Below are 19533 nucleotides of genomic sequence, written 5' to 3'. Positions count from 1 at the left end.
CTCAGACCGCGATACGTGGGTCAGCGGCCGCCTGCAGGACGTCGACGGCGATGTTGACCAGGACATACAACATGCCGATCACCAGGGTGACGCCGGCGATGGTGTTGAAGTCGCCCTTGTAGATGGCCTGCGAGATGAAGAGGCCGATGCCGGGCCGGGCGAAGATCATCTCCACCAGGATGCTGTTGCCGATCATCGCCGCCAGCTGCAGACCCATCATCGCCAGCACGGGACCGACCGCGTTGCGCAGTGCATGCCGGATCAGAATGCGCTTCTCGGTCAGTCCCTTGGCTCGTGCGGTGCGGGTGTACTCCGAGCGCATGGTTCCTTCCAGGCTGCTGCGCAATACGCGGCCGACAGCGACCGCAGGCACGATCGCAATACACAACGCCGGCAGGATGAGGTGTTTGAGGACGTCGAGGAACAGCGCCGGGCGGCCGGCGATCAGACTGTCGATGAGCAGGAAGTGCGTCGGGCCTTTCGGCGCGTCATATGCGGCGGTCTGCCCGGTCACCGGCAGGACACCCAGCCAGCGGTAGAAGACGAGCATGGCCAACAGGCAGGCCAGAAACACCGGTATGGACGCGCCCGAGATCATCACCACCCGCAGTACACCCGAGCCGCGCCAGCCCTGGGCGGTGGCCAGGCCGAGCAACAGGCCGATCACCGCCACAAGTACGCAGGCCACGAAGATGAGTTCCAGCGTGACCGGCAGAAACTTGACGATGTTGTCCGCCACCGGAGTTCGGGTGACAGTGGAGATGCCGAGATCACCCTGCAGCGCGCGGGCCAGATAGTTGAACAGCTGCACCGGCAGCGGATCGTCCAGGCCGAGTTTCGCGCGGGCGGCGGCATAGACCTGGGGTGGTGCTTTGTCTCCGATCAGTGCCACGACCGGGTCGATGGGGGCGACCTTTTGTAGCGTGAACACCACGGCGACCAGCGCGAGCAGCACGGGGATGGCACCGAGGGAACGCCTGCTGAGGGTGAGCAACATGGCAGTGTCCTTTCCCGCTCAGCGATCCCGTATCCGGTCGCGCAGTGCGTCACCGGCGAAGTTGCTGACGATGGCGATAAGCGCAACACCGACGGCCGGGAAGATGGGGATCCACCACGCCGTGAAGACATGCGTCAAACCTTGGGCGCTCATTGCGCCCAGTTCAGGAGCGGGCTGCGGTGCGCCAAGTCCGAGGAACGACAGGCCGGACAACAACAGGATCAGCGCCGAGATGTCCAGGCTGGCGGTGACGATGGTGACCGGGATGGCACCCGGCAGCAGGTGCCGGGTCAGCCGCCGCCGCCAACTGGCCCCGGCGATCCGAGCCGCCTCCATGTGTGGTGAGGCACGCAGCCGGCGTACCTCCGCACGCACGATTCTGGTGTAGAGCGGCCACCACACGATCGCCACGCCGATCAGGGTGTGAACGTACGACGGCCCCATCGCCGCGACCACCGCGATCGCCAGGATCGGTCCCGGCAATGCCAGGAACACATCGGTCATGCGCATCAGCATGCTGTCGACGAATCCACCGACCGCACCGGCGATCAGCCCGATCGCGCCCCCCAGCACCACGCCGGACGCCACCACGGCCAGCGCGCCCCACCAACTGCTGGACATGCCGACCAGAACCCGCGACAGTACGTCGCGCCCGACCGTGTCGGTACCCATCCAGTTGTCGGCACTCGGCGCCGTCATCGGCTTGCCGACCGGCACCAACGGATCGAACGGGGCGATCACCCGCGCGAAGATGGCGATCAGGAACATCGCCGCGAGTGCCCCGAAGGCGATCCAACTCGCCACCGAGGTACCTCGGAAATAGTTGTCGAGGGCCAGGACGACTCTGCCCCGCGCGGGAAGTGGCAGCAGAGCGCCCGGAACATAGGGTTGTGCGATGGCCATGGGACCTCCTGGCGAAGAAGAATGATGCCGATTCGAGTGCACATGCCACCGGTGTCAACAGCAGTACTGTCAGGTTGCGACGGTATTGCGCGCCATCGGTTCCACGTTTCGTCCGGTGTCGAACCCGCATCGGTCGTGCGCTAGGTCACGGCGATGACGCCGCGGCGGTGCCGACGCGCCGTCCCGTGCTGCGGGCGAGGATGACACCGGCGCCCAACGTCACTGCGACCGCCAGCAGACCAGCCATCGAACCCAGCACGGCGATCAGCATGTTGACGCTTCCGGCCCCCACGAATGAACCGATCCCGCAGGCGATTCGATACGTCGCAACGCCGCTCGCCGCGTTGGGGCTCAGCGCAACGACGAGCACCGGCGGCGCCGACAGTGCAATACCGTCAACGACGCCGAACACCGCGGCCGCCCCGAAGAAGAACGGCGGACTGTGCGTGGTGGCAAGGAGTGTCACCGCGGCAATGCCCAGCGAAAGCGCAATGGCCAGGCAGCGGGCCGGCGCGACAGACTCGAAGATCCGACCGGAGCGGGCCAGCACAACGATCTCGACGGCCGAGAGCACCCCCAAAGCCAATCCAATTGTCGCCGAGGACATCCCATTGTCATTTCCGACCAGTGGCAGCGCGGTGTTCTCGATGCCGCTGCGCAGATAGTTGCCGAACAACCCCAGCGCCAACGCAAATCGCAGCACCGGGGCGATGGTGAGATCGGGCAGGCCGATCCGCGGCCGGCCGGTGGTCTGTGCCGGCAGCCGGGGCAACAGCACCCGCGCGGCAAGAGCCACCATCACACTGGCGCCGGCGCAGAACAGAAAGCTCAACCGGTACCCGGCCAGCCCGGCGAGCAGGCCGGCCAGCACGCCACCCACCGGGGCGCCGACGGCCGCGCCCAACAACTGCAACCCCTGATTGGTGCCGAGCACGCGGTGCGGCTGCCGACCGGTTCGAACCGCCGTCTGCAGGGTTGCCCCGGCGATCGCGGCCCCCGAGCCGCTCTGCAGGATCCGCGCCCCCAACAAGCCCGCCACACCCGCGGAGGCGGCGAACGCCGCTTCACTCGCCGCGAACAGCACCAGGCCGGCGACCAGCAGCGTGCGGGCGTCGATGCGGGTGACGGCATGGGTTCCCAGCACGTCGACGGCGATCATGCCCACTGCCGAGACGACGATGAACGCCGTCACCTCGACGGTGGACAGACCAAGCCGGATCGCATAGAGCAGCTCGATCGGCGCCGTCATGGCCAACACGAAGCCCACCAGGATCATGGTCAGCCCATGGCGCCACGGTGCTACGGTGCCGGGCACCGTCTCAGAACTCGCGAAGCGTGCCGCGCAAGGTCGAGGCGGTGTACTCGGTGCGCGTCAGCCCGAGTCGCTGCAATTCGGGCACCAGGCCGTCACAGATGTCGGTGATGTAGGCCCGCGACACGTCCCAGCCCGGTTTGGCGATCAGAAAGCCGTCCCCGCCAACCTCTTCCATCGCCTCCCCCATCTTCTGCGCGACCTGCGCTGGAGTGCCGACCAGTTCCAGGCCACGCTTGGCGCGATGCAGAACGAGCTCACGAAGTGTCTTGGGGTCGGGAGAACCGTCGCCGCGCATGAAGTACTCCAGCGAGCCGCGCTCGCCGTTGGTGGTCAGGCCCTCCGGCAGCGGCTCATCGAGATCGAACTGTTTGAAATCGATTTCGGTGTTCGACGAGATGTTGACCAATGACTTCTCGATATAGGACGGGTGTTCGAGGACCCGCTGTACCTTGGCCCACGCCTCGGTTTCGGTGGCGGCGACAGTGGGCGATACCACGAACAACAGTTTGACGTCATCGGGATTGCGTCCTGCCGCAGCGGCTCTGGCCCGGATGTCATCTCGATACTCCTTCATCCCTTCGGTTCCGGTACCCACCGCGACGATCGCATCGGCGGCGCCCGCGGCGAACGCCCGCCCGCGCGGCGACGCGCCGGCCTGCAGGAATGCCGGCCGATGTTGCGGGGAGGGAACGGTGTTCAACGGCCCGCGCGACCGGAAGTACTTCCCCACGAAGTCGATGGTGCGGACCTTCCGGTAATCGGCATAGGTGTGTGTCTCCCGGTCCATCACGACGGCGTCGGAGTCCCAGGAGTCCCACAACTGATTGACGACGTCGAAGTACTCCTCGGCGACGTTGTAACGCTCGTCATGCTCAGGCAACCCCTCCAACCCGAAATTCTGCGCCGCCCGATCCTCAGCCGACGACACGATGTTCCACCCGAACCGACCCCCGGCAATCGAATCCACCGTCGAGCACAGCCGCGCCAACAGATACGGCGGATAAAACGACGTCGACATCGTCGCCACCACACCCATTTTCGCGGTGTTGGCTGCGATGAGAACGGCCAGCGGAACCGGGTCGTGCTTGGGCGCGAACGCCGAATGTCTCAACGCCCCTTCCATGGTGCCGCCGTAGGCGTCGGCCACCATCACGGTGTCCTCGATCATGATGAGGTCGAAACAGGCGCGCTCCATGCTGCGCGCCATGTCGACGTAGAACTGCCCGTTGGGCCACTTGTGCGCATCCGGCGAGGCGTCATCGGTATCCCACTCCGGCGGAATGAAATTCATGAACCAACCGAGGTGAAACTTTGCGGGCATGCCGTCCTCCTGTTTTTCGATCACCTGCTCAGAATTCGCGAAGGGTCTCGCGCAGGGTGGTTGTGGTGTATTCGGTGCGCATCAGGCCGCGGCGCTGCAGCGCGGGCACCAGGCCGTCACACACCTCGGTGAGGTATTCCCAGGACAGGTCGCGTGCGCCTCGGCTGATCAGGAAGCCGTCGCCGCCGATGAACTCCATCGCTTCGCCCATCTTGTCGGCAACCTGCTCGGCGGTGCCGACGAGTTCCAGTCCGCGGCTGGCCCGTTCGTGGACCAGCTGACGCAGCGTCTTCGGGCCTGGTTCGCCGTTGCCGCGCATGAAGTGCTCGAGCGAGCCGCGCTCGCCGTTGGTCGTCAGGCCTTCGGGCAGTGGCTGGTCGAGATCGAACTGCTGGAAATCGATCTCGGTGTTCGACGAGATCCCGACCAGAGCCTTCTCCTCGTAATTGGGAGCGTCGGAGAAGCGGGCCAGCTTGGCCCTGGCCTCCTCCTCGGTAGCGCCGATGACCGGAGAGACCACAAACATCAGCTTGATGTCGTCAGGGTTGCGTCCGGCCGCCTTGGCCCGGGCCCGCACGTCGTCGCGGTAGGAGCGCATGCCCTCTACCCCGGTGCCGACCGCGATGATCGCATCCGCGGCGCCCGCCGCGAATTGCCGGCCCCGCGGGGACGCACCGGCCTGCAGGAAAGTCGGGCGGTGCTGGGGCGAGGGAACCGTGTTCAACGGGCCGCGCGACCGGAAGTACTTCCCGTCGAAGTCGACGGTGTGGACCTTGGTGTAATCGGCGTAGGTGTGGGTGTCGCGGTCCATCACGACGGCGTCGGCCTCCCAGGAGTCCCACAACCGGTTGACCACGTCGAAGTACTCCTCGGCGACGTTGTAACGCTCGTCGTGCTCGGGCAGCGCTTCCAACCCGAAATTCTGCGCCGCCCGATCCTCAGCCGAGGACACGATGTTCCACCCGAACCGACCCTCGGCAATCGAATCCACCGTCGAGCACAGCCGCGCCAACAGATACGGCGGATAAAACGACGTCGACATCGTCGCCACCACACCGAGTTTCGAGGTGTTTGCGGCCACCAGCACCGCCAGCGGAACCGGGTCGTGCTTGGGCGCGAACACGGCGTTCTTCAACGAACCTTCCATGGTTCCGCCGTACGCGTCGGCCACCATCACGGTGTCCTCGATCATCATGAAATCGAAACACGCCCGCTCCATCGCCCGAGCTATCTCCACGTAAAACCGGCCGTTGGGCCAGTCCCCGGCATCCGGGGAGGCCCACGATGACTCCCAGTCCGGCGGTGCGAAGTTCATGAACCAGCCCAGATGGAGTTTCGCAGCCATCCGATCCTCCCGATCGTGTCAGAACTCGCGAAGGGTTTCGCGCAGTGTCGTTTTGGTGTAGTGGGTCCGGGTCAGACCCCGGCGTTGCAATTCCGGCACCAGTCCGTCGCAAATCGACTCGATGTAGTGCCGGGTCAGGCCGCGTCGATGGATCAGGAACCCGTCACCGCCGATATCGGTCATCGCCTGCTCCATCTGGTCTGCGACCTGCGTGGGGGTTCCAACGAACTCCATCCCGAATGAGGCTGCCGCAACGGCTAATTGGCGCAGAGTCTTGGGGCCGGGTGTGCCATCACCGCGCATGAAGTGTTCCAGTGAGCCGCGCTCACCATTGGTGGTCAATCCCTCCGGCAGCGGCTGGTCAAGATCGAACTGCTTGAAGTCGATCTCGGTGTTCGACGAGATCCCGACCAGAGCTTTCTCGACGAATCTGTCGTTGTCACCGAATCGCCTTTGCGCGCTGCGCGCTTCGGCCTCAGTGGCCGCCACGGTCGGGGACACCACGAAGAACAGTTTGATGTCGTCGGGGTTACGTCCGGCTGCTGCTGCTCTGGCCCGGATGTCGTCCCGATATTCCTTCATGCCGGCAATTCCGGTGCCCACGGCGATTATGGCGTCCGCGGCACGGGCGGCGAAAGCGCGTCCCCGCGGCGAGGCGCCCGCCTGCAGGATGGTGGGCTTGTGCTGCGGTGAGGGCACCGTGTTCAACGGCCCGCGGGACTTGAAATACTTGCCGACGAAATCGACCGTACGAACCTTCTTGAAATCGGCATACGTATGCGACTCGCGATCCATCACCACCGCGTCGGCATCCCAGGAATCCCACAACTCACACACCAAGTCGTAATACTCATCGGCAACGTTGTAACGCTCGTCGTGCTCGGGCAGCCCATCAAGACCGAAATTCTGCGCCGCCCGATCCTCAGCCGACGACACGATGTTCCACCCGAACCGACCCTCCGCAATCGAATCCACCGTCGAGGCCAACCGCGCCAACAGATACGGCGGATAAAACGACGTCGACATCGTCGCCACCACACCCATCCGACTTGTCATGGCTGCCACCAGAACCGCCAGCGGGACCGGATCATGCTTGGGCGCGAACACCGAGTTCTTCAGCGAGCCTTCCATGGTGCCGCCGTAGGCATCGGCCACCATCACGGTGTCCTCGATCATCATGAAATCGAAACACGCCCGCTCCATCGCCCGAGCCATGTCGACGTGAAACCGGCCGTTGGGCCAACGCGCCACATCCGGTGACGCCCAGGCAGTATCCCATTCCGGCGGAATGAAATTCATGAACCAGCCCAGATGGAACTTTTTGGCCATCGTTGCTCCTGGAGATTGTGTTGATGCACATCAGACCGGACTGCGATGTCCTGGCGACTGCGACAACGTGGCGGCTTCATTGCGCCACCTTTCGGTCACGGTTCGTGGCGCTGCCGTCAGTCCGGTTCGATCTGGGTCAGCAGACAAGCCGCCAACCGCGGGCTGGCGTGGTCCACCGAGTAGAGAACCGGACTTTCGTTGTGACACCGGTCAATTGCCTGCGGGCAGCGCGGGTGGAAGGAACATCCCGACGGCACGGCGAGCGGGCTGGCCGGCTCACCGGGGAGCCGGACCGGCGCGATCCCCGGTGACGGGATCGCCGCCAACAGTGCTTGAGTGTAGGGATGTTTGGGCGCCTTGATGACGTCCGATGTCGGCCCTAGTTCCACAATCTGGCCGAGATACATCACGGCCGTGCGATCGGAGATGAACCGGGCCGCCGCCAGGTCGTGTGTCACGAACATCACCGCCATGCCCAGTTCACGTCGCAAGTCCTGTAACAGATTCAACACCGACGCCGCCAGCGAGGCATCCAACGCCGAAGTCGGCTCGTCGCACAACAACAGCTTCGGCGGCACGATCACGGCCCTGGCGAAGGCCACCCGCTGCCGCTGACCACCCGAGAGCAGACCCGCCTTGATACCGGCGACGTCTGGGGCCAATCCCACCTGGCGCAGCGCTTCGTCTACCTTTTGGCGCCGTTGTGATCGCCGCATCGTGCCGATCAGCCGTTCCCCGACGATCTCCCCGACCGTCAGCCACGGGGTGAGCGAGGCACCAGCGTCCTGGAACACCATCTGTGGCTGACCGCCGAAGTGTTCCACGTTGCCGGTCTCCGGTTGCATCAGTCCCGCCACGACCCGCAACAGCGTGGACTTGCCCGAACCGGACTCTCCGACCACCGCCACCGACTCCCCCGCTGCAATGTCCAGCGTCACGTTGCGCAGCGCGTGCAAGGTGTCCTTGCCGAACAGGCCCCGGCGCACGTCGAACTGCTTGGTGACACCGTTGAGGCGCACCGCGGGCAGCGTCTGGTCCACCTCGGCCATCGGCCGGAACGGCACCGGTTCAGTGAAGGCCCGCGTTACCGTGGTGGCGTCGGGAACCACGCAGGCAACCACACCGTCGTGGGTGGGCGCCGGGCCGGGAACCGGCACGGCGGCAAGACAATCCGCCGCCGCTGCCGGGCATCGCGGCGAGAATGCACATCCCGCCGGGTGGGCCCTCGGGTCGGGCGGTTCGCCGGGAAGAGCGGGGATCTCACGCCCGACCGGCAGGTCGAGGTCGAGGCGTGCATTGAGAAGTCCCACCGTGTAGGGATGCGACGGCGAACGCAGCACGCTGTCCATCCGGCCCGCCTCGGCCAGTCGGCCGCCATACATGACGGCGATCCGATCGCAGACCTGTGACGCGACGCCGATGTCGTGGGTGACCAGAATGAATGAGGTACCCAATTCGTCACACAGGTCGCGGATGAGGCCGAGGACCTGAGCCTGGACCGTGACGTCGAGGGCGGTGGTCGGTTCGTCCGCGATCACCAGATCCGGCTTGCCTGCGACCGCCATCGCGATCATGACGCGCTGGCGCAGGCCGCCGGAGAGTTCGTGCGGGAATGCCTTCATCCGCCGGCCCGGGTCCGGCACGCCGACCAGGTCGAGCAGATGCAGCGCCTCCTTCTTGGATCCGGCGACCTCGACGACCTGCTGCCCGACCCGCATGGTGGGATTCAGTGAGGTCATCGGGTCCTGGAAGACTGCGCCCAGGTGGTGTTTGCGAACCTGGCGGCGCTGGGCCTCCGACGCACTCACCATGTCGACACCGCAGACTTCGGCCCGGCCGGTGATGGTGGGCATCGGGTCTGCTGCCAACAGTCCGAGCAGCGCCAAGCCCATCACACTCTTCCCGGATCCGGACTCGCCCACGACAGCGAGGATCTCGCCGGCATGGATGTCCATCGACACCCCGCGCAATGCGTTGACCGCAACACCGCGGCGGGTGAAGGTGACGGACAGATCGCTGACCCGTGCCCGTGGCGCAACGGGCAGATCCGGCGGCACGGCGGCGGTGACATCGTCGACAGTGGTCATCGGCACTACCTCTTCCCTGAACGTTCGGACAACACGGCAGCACTGCCCGGCTTAGGCACGTTTGATCGCGTCTGCATCGAAGATGTAAGGCAGGTAGGAGTTTTGGACGACACCGTCGATGTACTTCTGCGTGACCGTGTTGTCGGGTCGCCGGCACAGCGGGACCCACAGCGCCTCGTCCATGATCAGTTTGCTCACTGCGATGTAGTCCTGGTTGGTCTTGTCGACTGTCGGCTCGAGGATCGCCTCGTCCATCATCCGGTCGACGGTGGGACTGCCGTACTGGAAGTAGTTGAGAGGTTTGGCCCCTGTCCGCAGGAAGATGCGCAGCACGGTGTCCAGGTGCAGCGCATCGCCGCCGATGCCGGCGACCATCAGGTCTGGCCGCTTGTCCGCTGGTTGGTTGCACAGGTCGAATGACTCCGCGCTGGGCATCGCCCGCACCGAGACGTCCAGCCCGGTCGGCGCCAACTGGGTCTGGATCAGTTCGGCGACCTGCTGGGCGGGCGCCCCGTACGAGGTGACCCAGGCCAGATCGATCTTCTTGTCCGGCAACTGCGGCACCATGGCCTGCAGCGGACCGATGTCGACCGGCGTGTCGAACGGCACCAGGCCGGCGGGAAAGGTGTTCTCCGGCCAGAAATTCTTGGCCACCTCCACAGTTCCCTGGTAGGCGGTCCCGACGATGGCGGAGCGGTCGAGGGCGGTCATCATCGCGGTGCGCAGATTCTTGTCCGCGAATTTGCCGGCACTGAAGTTCATCCAGAGCACGATGATGGTCGAACCCAGGGTGTTGATTGTGGTGAATTTCGGGTTCTTTTCGTAGTTCAGCACATCTGGCAGCGCGAACCCGTGCGCGACGAGATCGAAAGCCCCCTGGTCGAGTTGTAGCTTCTGCGTGGCTATCTCGGGAACGATCTCGATGCGGATGGTCTCGAAGTACGGCTTGCCCGCCCAGTATTTGTCGTAGCGGGTCAGGGTGTAGTGGCTGCCGGGGACGAACTCGGTCATCTCATAGGGGCCCGTGCCGGCATCGTGGGTCTTGAGCCAGCCCTGTGCCAAATCGCCTCCGGCAGCGTGGGTCTCGACGGCGGTCGGACTGACCGCGAACATCTGCCACGGGCAGGCCGCGTAGTGCAGGAACGCATTATTGGGCTCCTTGAGGGTGACCACCAGGGTCGCCGGATCGGGGGCTTCGGATCTGGCTATCCCCTGCACCATGTAGGCAGGGCCCTCGTTGACTGCGAGGCGGCGCTCGAAGCTCTTCACCCACGCCGCGGCATCAGCCGGAGTGCCGTCGTGGAACGTCACCCCGGGGAACAACGAGAACGTGTACGTCAGCTGGTCCTCGGAGACCGTCCAGGACTTCGCCAGAGCCGGAACGATCTCCGAGGTGCCCGACCTGTAGTCGACCAGGCCCTCGTAGCAGGACTTCATGACTTGCACGCCTTCGCCCTCGTACATGATGTCGGGGTCGGGTACCTGCATGTCCTGCCCGAAGGGCATGCGCAGAGTCAGGTTACGCTGGCCATCCACCGTGGCATTTCCGCCGCAGGCGGCGATCAATTGGGCCAGCGTCAGGCCACCCAGTGTGGCACCGCTCGCTTTGAGAAATGTGCGACGGTTCAGATCGATAGATGCGCGCGCCACAGTGCCTCCTCGTCGAATGAGTTCCGGAATCGACGGCGCGGCGGCAATCGGCGGCGCACGGCCTCGTGTCATCGATGAAACCCTCGCGGTGTGACAAGCCGGGGTCGGCACCGTACGTTTTCTATTGCGCCAGGTGTCCTGAATGAATCACGACTGTAACCCGGAGCGGCTCGGGTCTACGCCCAGCAGCGATCGGCGGCTGCGCAGTGCGATGACGCCAAGGGCCACCATGCCCACCATCGACGATGTGACCAACGCCATTCTGGTGCCGAATAATTCGGCGGCAATGCCGATCGTCGTCATTCCGATGGGCAGCGCACCGATCGCCGTGCTGAGCAATCCGAGAGCCACCCCGCGCTCGGTGGCTCCCGCGGACTCGATTGCAAGCAGACTCTGCATCGACCCGAATCCCGCTTGGCCCAGACCACCGATGAACAGCGCCACGAATGCCACGGCGAGCAGCGGTACGGTGGCAAAGACGAACAAGCCCGTCAGCGCCACCGCCGACCCACACGCGAACACCAGGCCGTGCCTGCGCAGCGGCCTGGCACTGAGGATCAGCCCCGCGATGATCTGCCCAAGACCGGGCGCCGCAGCCAGCGCTCCCGCCAGCGCCGCACTTCGGGTGAATTCCTCTGCCACAACCGGAATCAACGGTAGATACCCGAACAGGCAGAGGTTCATCACCACGGTGATCGCCAGCATCGCGACGAATCGCCGACTGCGCCGAAGCAGTCCTGCGCCCGCGGCGATCTGGCTTCGCAACGATATCTGTCCGGCCTGCTCCCTCGCGGCCGCGGCATATTTGGGTTGTGGGACGTAGGCCAGCAGTACTGCCGAGACGCACAACAGCAGCGCCATACCGGCGAAACCCGCGCTGAGGCCGAACGTCTCGATCAGCATGCCGCCGATCAAGGTTCCGAACATCGCCGACCCAGCCTGTGACGTGGCTTCGATCGTCATTGCCTGACTTGCCAGCACCGGGCCCACGGTTTCGTAGATCAGCGGGCGCTGCGCCGTTACGTTGACCAGCCCACCGATGCCTACGCAGAACATGAATGGGTAGGTCATCCAGACCTCGACCTGACCGGTGAGCACCACCACGAACATCAGCGCCTCGACCGGAATGAGCAGCAGCTGCACGACCAGCACCAGCCGCTTGCGTTCGAACCGATCGCTGATCGCACCGGCGAAGAAGCCGCCGATCAGCATGGGAGCGAAGAACAGGGCACCCATGATCTGGTTGAGGATCGGGTCGTCGGCGATGGCGGTGAGCAGATAGCTGGTGGTGAACAACCCGCCCCAGCGGGTGGTGTGCCAGAGCAGCGAGCTCACGAACAGGTTGGGGTAGCCGGGCACTCGGATGAGCGAGCGCAATCGCGTTGGATCGCCGGCGGTCTGCCCGACAGCGACCAGATCGTCGGCGGTCATCCGGCAGCCGGGCCGAGCGCGCTGCGATGGTGACGGACGACCCCAACCAGTACGGGCACGGTCAGCACGGCCGAGGCGAGGGCGACGGCCGCGAAACCCCACTGTCCCATGACCAGTCCGCACACCACGCTGGCCGCGCCGCCGCACAGTGCGGTCGTCAGATCGGCGGTGCCCTGCACAGGGACGGTGAGGGCGGCCGGGACGTTGTCGGTTAAGAGGCTCGACCCACCGATGAGGGCGAAACACCAACCGACTCCCAGCGCGAACATCGCCGCGAACATCAGAGCGACGCTGGCCGAGGCGAAAATCGACACGCCGCAGGCGGCCAGCAACACGACCATCCCGGTGCCTACCGCCGCCAGTCGTCCCTGGCGGTCGGCGAACCGGCCCACCAGCGGACTGAACGCGAACATACCGGCGATGTGCACTGCCACCACCAATGAGCTGATCGCCTCGTGGTGATGGTGTTTCATGTCGATCGGGGCCATGGCCATCACGCCCACCATCACCGCCTGGGCGACGACCATGGCCACCAACGCCAGCCGCGCTGGAGCTGATCGGTTGATCGCGCCGAGCGAATTCCGCAGACGCACTGTGCCTTCCGGCGTAGTCAATGGCTCTTCGGCCACCCTGACCAGCAACGGATCCGGTCGCAATCGCCACCCGACATTCACTGCCGCACAGGCGAAGAAGAAGGAGCTGAACAACCAGGGTCCCGCGTAGATACCCAAGCCGAACCACGAGCTGCCGAGATGTTCGGCCGGCACCACCAACGTGGGGCCGAACACCGAGCCGAAGGTCGACGCGAACAGGATCAGGCCCATTGCCCGGCCCCGTTGATCGGGCAGTGCCAGATCAGTTGCCGCGTATCGGGCCAGCAGGTTCGTCGACGGCCCGGCGCCGTAGCAGAACAGACCGAGCAGAAACACCCAGAGCACCGAACCTTCCACTCCGACACAGGCAATGATTCCGCCAACCGTTGCCAGCCCGTAGCCGAGCTGCATGCCGACCCGACGGCCGCAGCGATGCATGATCCGAGAAAGGACCTGTGCCATCACCCCTGAACCACCGGTGACCGCCGCGGTCGACGCACCGATCCAAGCCGATCCGACGCCGACGATGTGCTCCACCACGAATCCCCCGACGGTGATCGCGGCTCCCAGTGCGGCGGCACCGACCACTTGACCGGTGACCAGAACGGTCAGCGTGTGCCGCTGGACCTCGGCTCGCTGCGCCACCGAGAGTGACGAGGCCCCGTCTGCTGTCATTGCTCTCCTCGACCACACGGGCAGGCGGAACACCTGTCCTCTCGGCACGCTAGCCAGTGGCGATGACGGGGCCGAATCCGTCCGGTTCCCAGGGCATTGCGCCACCGGGAGTTCAGAACTCGCGCAGCGTCTCCCGCAACGTAGAGCCCGTGTATTCGGTGCGGGTCAGACCAAGTCGCTGCAACTCCGGCACCAGCCCGTCGGTGATGGACGCGATGTAGTTTCGGTTGAGGTCCCAACCCGGCTTCATGATGAGGAAGCCGTCACCACCGATCTCCTCCATCGCTTCGCCCATCTTGCGGGCGACCTGCTGCGGTGTGCCGATGAATTCCACACCGGTGGTGGCCCAGTCGATCGCCAGCTGGCGCAATGTCTTGGGGCCGGGTGTGCCATCACCGCGCATGAAGTGTTCCAGTGAGCCGCGCTCACCATTGGTCGTCAATCCCTCCGGCAGCGGCTCGTCCCAGTCGAATTGTTTGAAGTCGATCTCGGTGTTGGACGAGATGCCGGCCAGCGACTTCTCGATGTAGGAGTCCAGCGAGACCAGCCGGTCCATCTCGGCGCGGGCCTCGGCCTCGGTGGCCGCGACCGTTGGTGACACACAGAACATGAGTTTGATGTCGTCGGGATTACGTCCGGCTGCTGCGGCTCTGGCCCGGATGTCGTCCCGATATTCCTTCATGCCGGCAATTCCGGTGCCCACCGCGACGATCGCGTCGGCCGCACGAGCGGCGAAGCCACGTCCCCGCGGCGAGGCGCCCGCCTGCAGGATGGTGGGCTTGTGCTGCGGTGAGGGCACCGTGTTCAACGGCCCGCGGGACTTGAAATACTTGCCGACGAAATCGACCGTACGAACCTTCTTGAAATCGGCATACGTATGCGACTCGCGATCCATCACCACCGCGTCGGCATCCCAGGAATCCCACAACTCACACACCAAGTCGTAATACTCATCGGCAACGTTGTAACGCTCGTCATGCTCGGGCAACCCCTCCAACCCGAAATTCTGCGCCGCCCGATCCTCAGCCGACGACACGATGTTCCACCCGAACCGACCCTCGGCAATCGAATCCACCGTCGAGGCCAACCGCGCCAACAGATACGGCGGATAAAACGACGTCGACATCGTCGCCACCACACCCAGTTTCGAGGTGTTCGCGGCGATGAGAACGGCCAGCGGGACCGGATCATGTTTCGGCGCGAACACCGAGTTCTTCAGCGAGCCTTCCATCGTGCCGCCGTAGGCATCGGCCACCATCACGGTGTCCTCGATCATGATGAAATCGAAACACGCCCGCTCCATCGCCCGAGCCATGTCGACATAGAACCGGCCGTTGGGCCAGCGCGCCACATCCGGTGACGCCCAGGCGGTATCCCATTCCGGCGGAATGAAATTCATGAACCAGCCCAGATGGAACTTCTCGGTCATCTCGATCTCCTAGTCAGGTCGGCGCAGATCACATCAAACGACGACTCGATGTCGCGTCCGATTCCCTTCGGTAGCAAGACCATTACGCGGCCATCGACTTTGGGCGCCATTACGCACCGCGGGGCCGATCGAACCTCGCCGCGCAATACAAGGTTTACGCCCGGCACCGGTACCCGACACGTCGGCGGCCCAGACTCGAAGAATGACTGTCGTGGTTGTAGGAAATCCCAAGCCAATGTCACGAACCAGGGCCGCCGCCGAGTTGGTGGTCGACAAGCTCACCGGTTCGGCACCCGCACACGTGATCGATGTCGTCGACCTGGGCCCTGCCCTGCTGGGTTGGGGCGATCCCAAGGTCGCCGAGGCCAAAGAACTGGTGAAGTCGGCCGACCTCCTCGTGGTCGCCAGCCCTACGTTCAAGGCCACCTACACCGGGCTACTCAAGTTGTTCCTGGACCAGTTCGGCCAGGGTGAGCTCGGCGGTGTCACGACCTTCCCGATGATGCTCGGCGGTTCCTATCTGCACGCGTTGGCACCCGAACTCACCTTGCGCCCGGTCCTGGTCGAGATCGGGGCGAGTTGTCCGGCGCCGAGTCTGTATCTGCTGGATTCCGACTATGACACCTCGCTTGATCTGGAGAAGTGGCTCGAGGTCGCGCGCCGTTACACCTCGGCGGTGCCGTCATGATCGGGGCCACCGACGACCGGTTCGATCAGACGCTGCTGCGGCAGGCGTTCGGCTGTTTCCCCAGCGGGGTCACCGCGTTCTGCGGTCTTGTCGACGGGGTGCCCGAGGGAATGGCGGCCAGCTCGTTCACGTCGGTGTCGCTGGACCCCCCGCTGGTGTCGGTATGTGTGGCCAACACCTCGACCACATGGCCCAAGCTGGCGAAGCTGGACCGGCTCGGGCTGTCGGTCCTGGCCGGCCACCACGGCACGGTGGCCCGCGCCCTTTCGGCGAAGACCGGCGACCGCTTCGGTGAGGTCGACTGGCTGGCCACCGACACCGGTGCGGTGTTCGTGCACGGATCGACATTGTGGCTGGAATGCACACCCCACCAGCGGGTCGAGGCCGGCGACCACGAGATCGTGGTGTTGAAGATCATGTCGCTGGCCATACACCCCGATGTGACGCCGATGGTGTTCCATCGCAGCGGTTTTCACGGTCTGGCGGCTGCGGGCTGACGTTGCCCGCGGGGGTGGTCGGCTCACCCGCCGAACCACCCCCGGCCAACGCCGGTCACGTCCGGTGCAGCGCCTGCGGCCAGAAGATCTGCGGGAAGAACGAATTGCTCTGCACCCCAGTGATGTAATTGTGCGAGATCGTCGAGTTGGGCGGCAGGCACAGCGGGATGAAGAGGGCCTCGTCGAGGAGCATCACGCTGATCTGCTGATAGATCGCGTTCATTTTCTCCGGTGTGGGCTGCCGGACCGCCTCGTCCATCATTCTGTCTAGTTCAGGATTGGAGTATTGGTAGAAATTCAGCGGTTTGGCGCCGGTGCGGAGCAAGATGCGAAACGTGGTGTCCAGGTGCAGGGCATCACCGCCGAGGAAGCAAACCATGATGTCGGGGCGCTTGTCGGGTGGCTGATTGGCCAGGTCGAATTGCTCGGCCACCGGCAGTTCCCGCACGGTGACGTCCAGTCCGACGGCAGCCAGTTGAGTCTGGATCAGTTCGGCCATCTGCTGACGTGGTGCGCCACCGTCTGAACTCCAGGCCAGATCGATCTTCTTCGACGCCAGCGACGGGGCGAGCGCCTTGAGCGCAGCGGTGTCCACCGCGCCGGGAAAGGGCGCCAGATCGCTGGGGAAGGTCCGATCCGGCCATTGGCCCTTCTGGGCCTGGGCCAGCCCACCCCACGCGGTGTCGACGATCGCGTTGCGGTCCAGCGCGGTGAGCACGGCCTTGCGCAGCGCCTTGTCGGCGAATATGCCGGACGTCGGATTCAGCCACACCGCTTCGCCGACTCCACCAAATGCATTGACCACACTGAACTGTGGGTTCTTCTCGTAGTCGAGGACATCGGCGACCGCGAATCCCTTGGTCACCATGTCGAAGGCACCGGAGTCCAACTGCAGTTTCTGCGTCGAGACGCTCGGGGTGATCTCGATCCGGATGGTCTTGAACGGCGGCTTCCCGCCCCAGTAATCATCGAACGCCTCCAATGTGTAATGGCTTCCGGCGACGAATTCCTTGAACACATACGGCCCTGTGCCGGCGTCGTGGGTCTTGAGCCACTCCTGGGCGAGGTCATCGCCTACGGCGTTCTTGGCCACGGCGCTGGGGCTCACAGCGAAAGGCTGCCAGGGGCAAGCCAGATAGTGCAGAAACGCGTTGTTGGGTTCTTTGAGGGTGACCACGAACGTGGTCGCATCCGGCGCCTCGGCCTTCGCCACCCCGGCCACCATGTACGCCGGCCCTTGGTTGATCTTGGCTCGACGCTCGAAGCTCGTGACCCAGGACTGCGCGTCGGCAACTGTGCCGTCGTGAAACTTCACTCCGGGCTGGAGCATGAACGTATACACCAGCCCGTCCGGTGAGACCGTCCAGGATTTGGCCAGCCCCGGGATGAAATCGGCGCTGCCCGGTTGATACCGAACCAACCCCTCGTAGGCCGACTCCATGACCTGCACGCCCTCACCCTCGTACATGATGTCGGGGTCGGGGACCTGCATGTCAGCCATGAACGGCATGCGCAACGTCAGCGTGTCCCCGCCGGAGCCAGCGCCGACCCCACCGCTTCCGCCACCACAGGCGGCGATCAGTGACGCCAGACTGATTCCACCGACGGTGAGTCCGCTGGCCTTGAGAAAGGTACGGCGGTCCCACGTTGCGGGGGTGCTGCGTTGGCTTGCGTTGTTGTGCACGAATGTCTCCTCGGCTCAGCTGCGGACCAGACCACACGGCATTCGCTGACGTGCCTTGGCCAGGAGTAAATCGGCGTTGCGTGACGCAGCCGCTTCACCGCAATGCCTCTGGTATTACGCGGGTGTCACGGCGGCTAGAAGTCCAGCAGATTTTCACGGAAGGTCTTGTGTGGATAGCCGTCGCGGATCAGCCCACGCTTGCGCAGCGCCGGCGCAAGACCGTCGGCGATCTCGGCGATGTTGCGCCGGGTCACCGTCGGAGAGAGCAGGAAGCCGTCACCGCCCACCTCCTCCATCGCTTCGCCCATCTTCGCCGCGACGGTGTCGGGTGACCCGACGAACGCCAGTCCCGCGTGGGTGTCGACGGTGGCGATGGCTTCCCGCAACGTCTTTCCGCGGGCGCCCTCGATGAAGGTGCGCAGGGTGCTGGTCTCGCCGTTGCCCCATACGTCGGGAACTTCCTCGTCGAGGTCGAAGGTAGAGAAGTCGAACTCGCCGCCCGACGTATAACTGAGTCCCCACAACGCTTTCTGGATGGCGTGCTCACTCCATCGTGCGGCCTTCATGTCCTCTTCGCGGGCCTGCGCGACGCGGTCGGTGTCCCCCAGAATCGGGTCGATCAGGAACAGGATCTTCAGCGTGCTCGGGTCGCGGCCGTACTCGCGCATCCGGCGGTGCATATCGAGCCGGAACGCCTTCATCGACTCGATGCTGGTGCCGTGGGCCAGCATCGATTCCGCATATTTGGCCGCCAGGTCCCGCCCCGCCGGCGAGGCACCGGCTTGCACGATGACCGGACGACGCTGCGGTCCCGGAATGGTGTTGAGCGGACCCCTGGTTCGGAAGTACTTGCCATCGAAGTCCACGGTGTGCACCTTGGTGTGATCGGCGTACCGCGGCGTTTCCTGGTCAACGAGCACGCTTCCAGGTTCCCATGAGTCCCACAGCGCACCAACGGCTTCCATCCACTCCTTGGCCATCTCGTAGCGCTCGCTGTGCAGCATCAGATCGTCGTAGCCGTACTGCTGAGCGGCGCGCGACGAGCTGCCCGTGACGACGTTGAGCCCGACCCGGCCCTCGGTGAGGTGATCCAGCGTCGTCATCGTCCGCGCCGCCATGAATGGGTGATAGAAGCTCGTCGACAAGGTGACGGCGATGCCGATGTGCCTGGTGCGCTGAGTCAGCAGCGGAATCAGCGGGACCGGATCGCATTTGGGTGCCAGCATCCCGTACTTCAGGGTTGTTTCCATCGATCGGCCGTAGGCATCCTCGACCATGCTGGTGTCCTCGACCAGCAGGTAGTCGAAGCACGCCCGCTCCAGGGAGGCGGCAAGATCGACAAACAAGTCACCCCGCATCCAGTCGTGGCCGGTGCTGCCCGCCCACGGATCGAGCGCCCAGGTCTGCACACTGAAGCCGCTGCCCATGAACCAACCAAGATGAAACATGCTCAAACCTCCTTGGCGCCCAATGTGACTGGCGGATGTTTCGACCGATGAGCTCCTTCGGTTCCGCGCTCATTACGCTGGCGGGCACACCGTGAGCTGCACCACGGGCTAGGCCACCCGCGTAATACGGATGTTCGAGAC

The 19533-nt window shown here is 64.6% G+C and carries 15 protein-coding genes; 2 read left to right on the top strand and 13 right to left on the bottom strand.

The genetic code is table 11. From position 1 onward, the window contains the following. Nucleotide 1: 1 nt before the first annotated feature. The 11 genes from HPC46_RS13970 to HPC46_RS13920 all read right to left on the bottom strand — a co-directional run bounded on the left by HPC46_RS13970 (nucleotide 2) and on the right by HPC46_RS13920 (nucleotide 15075). Complete coding sequence (locus HPC46_RS13970) at nucleotides 2–997, bottom strand: ABC transporter permease (protein WP_179470736.1); 996 nt, start codon at nucleotides 995–997, stop codon at nucleotides 2–4. Nucleotides 998–1015: 18 nt separating this feature from the next. Further along, nucleotides 1016–1900 (bottom strand): ABC transporter permease, encoded by an 885-nt coding sequence (locus HPC46_RS13965; protein ID WP_179470735.1) that lies wholly within the window; start codon nucleotides 1898–1900, stop codon nucleotides 1016–1018. A 145-nt stretch (nucleotides 1901–2045) separates the two neighbouring features. Continuing rightward, entirely contained in the window at nucleotides 2046–3215 is a 1170-nt protein-coding gene (locus tag HPC46_RS13960) for an MFS transporter (protein WP_179470733.1), read from the bottom strand. A gap of 4 nt (nucleotides 3216–3219) precedes the next feature. Then, nucleotides 3220–4536, bottom strand: coding sequence for an NtaA/DmoA family FMN-dependent monooxygenase (locus HPC46_RS13955; RefSeq protein ID WP_179470916.1), 1317 nt, complete (start codon nucleotides 4534–4536; stop codon nucleotides 3220–3222). 28 nt (nucleotides 4537–4564) lie between these two features. Continuing rightward, on the bottom strand, nucleotides 4565–5881 hold the full coding sequence (locus HPC46_RS13950; RefSeq protein ID WP_179470731.1) for an NtaA/DmoA family FMN-dependent monooxygenase: 1317 nt from the start codon (nucleotides 5879–5881) through the stop codon (nucleotides 4565–4567). Between the two features lie 18 nt (nucleotides 5882–5899). Next, nucleotides 5900–7210, bottom strand: a complete 1311-nt coding sequence (locus HPC46_RS13945) for an NtaA/DmoA family FMN-dependent monooxygenase (RefSeq protein ID WP_179470729.1) — start codon at nucleotides 7208–7210, stop codon at nucleotides 5900–5902. 116 nt (nucleotides 7211–7326) lie between these two features. Then, the gene (locus HPC46_RS13940; protein ID WP_179470727.1) at nucleotides 7327–9297 is read right to left on the bottom strand and encodes a dipeptide ABC transporter ATP-binding protein; all 1971 of its coding nucleotides are present in this window, start codon (nucleotides 9295–9297) and stop codon (nucleotides 7327–7329) included. A gap of 51 nt (nucleotides 9298–9348) precedes the next feature. After that, nucleotides 9349–10947, bottom strand: a complete 1599-nt coding sequence (locus HPC46_RS13935) for an ABC transporter substrate-binding protein (protein WP_325096662.1) — start codon at nucleotides 10945–10947, stop codon at nucleotides 9349–9351. A 147-nt stretch (nucleotides 10948–11094) separates the two neighbouring features. Next, on the bottom strand, nucleotides 11095–12378 hold the full coding sequence (locus HPC46_RS13930) for an MFS transporter (RefSeq protein WP_179470723.1): 1284 nt from the start codon (nucleotides 12376–12378) through the stop codon (nucleotides 11095–11097). Further along, the gene (locus HPC46_RS13925) at nucleotides 12375–13646 is read right to left on the bottom strand and encodes an MFS transporter (protein ID WP_179470721.1); all 1272 of its coding nucleotides are present in this window, start codon (nucleotides 13644–13646) and stop codon (nucleotides 12375–12377) included. Before HPC46_RS13925 ends, HPC46_RS13930 begins: the two co-directional genes overlap by 4 nt. Before the next feature lie 112 nt (nucleotides 13647–13758). Next, on the bottom strand, nucleotides 13759–15075 hold the full coding sequence (locus HPC46_RS13920) for an NtaA/DmoA family FMN-dependent monooxygenase (RefSeq protein ID WP_179470719.1): 1317 nt from the start codon (nucleotides 15073–15075) through the stop codon (nucleotides 13759–13761). 202 nt (nucleotides 15076–15277) lie between these two features. Between HPC46_RS13920 and HPC46_RS13915 the strand changes: the two genes are divergently transcribed. Both HPC46_RS13915 and HPC46_RS13910 read left to right on the top strand, forming a co-directional pair. Continuing rightward, nucleotides 15278–15763, top strand: coding sequence for an NADPH-dependent FMN reductase (locus HPC46_RS13915; protein WP_179470717.1), 486 nt, complete (start codon nucleotides 15278–15280; stop codon nucleotides 15761–15763). Then, complete coding sequence (locus HPC46_RS13910) at nucleotides 15760–16260, top strand: flavin reductase family protein (RefSeq protein ID WP_179470715.1); 501 nt, start codon at nucleotides 15760–15762, stop codon at nucleotides 16258–16260. The genes HPC46_RS13915 and HPC46_RS13910 overlap by 4 nt, the downstream gene beginning before the upstream one ends. Before the next feature lie 55 nt (nucleotides 16261–16315). Here the strand turns inward: HPC46_RS13910 and HPC46_RS13905 are convergent, their stop codons facing one another. Together HPC46_RS13905 and HPC46_RS13900 are read right to left on the bottom strand one after the other, a co-directional pair. Beyond that, nucleotides 16316–17944 (bottom strand): ABC transporter substrate-binding protein, encoded by a 1629-nt coding sequence (locus HPC46_RS13905; RefSeq protein ID WP_179470713.1) that lies wholly within the window; start codon nucleotides 17942–17944, stop codon nucleotides 16316–16318. 134 nt (nucleotides 17945–18078) lie between these two features. Then, nucleotides 18079–19392, bottom strand: coding sequence for an NtaA/DmoA family FMN-dependent monooxygenase (locus HPC46_RS13900; protein ID WP_179470711.1), 1314 nt, complete (start codon nucleotides 19390–19392; stop codon nucleotides 18079–18081). Nucleotides 19393–19533: the final 141 nt, after the last annotated feature.

Source organism: Mycolicibacterium vinylchloridicum, from assembly GCF_013404075.1.
Lineage (GTDB): Bacteria > Actinomycetota > Actinomycetes > Mycobacteriales > Mycobacteriaceae > Mycobacterium > Mycobacterium vinylchloridicum.
Note: the sequence above shows the minus strand (reverse complement) of the source record. Positions and strands in the feature narration are given on the sequence as shown.

Excerpts from the sequence above, each read along its gene's own strand:
- HPC46_RS13970 (WP_179470736.1), bottom strand. The coding sequence starts at position 997 with ATGTTGCTCACCCTCAGCAGGCGTTCCCTCGGTGCCATCCCCGTGCTG.
- HPC46_RS13965 (WP_179470735.1), bottom strand. The coding sequence starts at position 1,900 with ATGGCCATCGCACAACCCTATGTTCCGGGCGCTCTGCTGCCACTTCCC.
- HPC46_RS13955 (WP_179470916.1), bottom strand. The coding sequence starts at position 4,536 with ATGCCCGCAAAGTTTCACCTCGGTTGGTTCATGAATTTCATTCCGCCG.
- HPC46_RS13950 (WP_179470731.1), bottom strand. The coding sequence starts at position 5,881 with ATGGCTGCGAAACTCCATCTGGGCTGGTTCATGAACTTCGCACCGCCG.
- HPC46_RS13945 (WP_179470729.1), bottom strand. The coding sequence starts at position 7,210 with ATGGCCAAAAAGTTCCATCTGGGCTGGTTCATGAATTTCATTCCGCCG.
- HPC46_RS13940 (WP_179470727.1), bottom strand. The coding sequence starts at position 9,297 with ATGACCACTGTCGACGATGTCACCGCCGCCGTGCCGCCGGATCTGCCC.
- HPC46_RS13930 (WP_179470723.1), bottom strand. The coding sequence starts at position 12,378 with ATGACCGCCGACGATCTGGTCGCTGTCGGGCAGACCGCCGGCGATCCA.
- HPC46_RS13925 (WP_179470721.1), bottom strand. The coding sequence starts at position 13,646 with ATGACAGCAGACGGGGCCTCGTCACTCTCGGTGGCGCAGCGAGCCGAG.
- HPC46_RS13920 (WP_179470719.1), bottom strand. The coding sequence starts at position 15,075 with ATGACCGAGAAGTTCCATCTGGGCTGGTTCATGAATTTCATTCCGCCG.
- HPC46_RS13915 (WP_179470717.1), top strand. The coding sequence starts at position 15,278 with ATGACTGTCGTGGTTGTAGGAAATCCCAAGCCAATGTCACGAACCAGG.
- HPC46_RS13910 (WP_179470715.1), top strand. The coding sequence starts at position 15,760 with ATGATCGGGGCCACCGACGACCGGTTCGATCAGACGCTGCTGCGGCAG.
- HPC46_RS13900 (WP_179470711.1), bottom strand. The coding sequence starts at position 19,392 with ATGTTTCATCTTGGTTGGTTCATGGGCAGCGGCTTCAGTGTGCAGACC.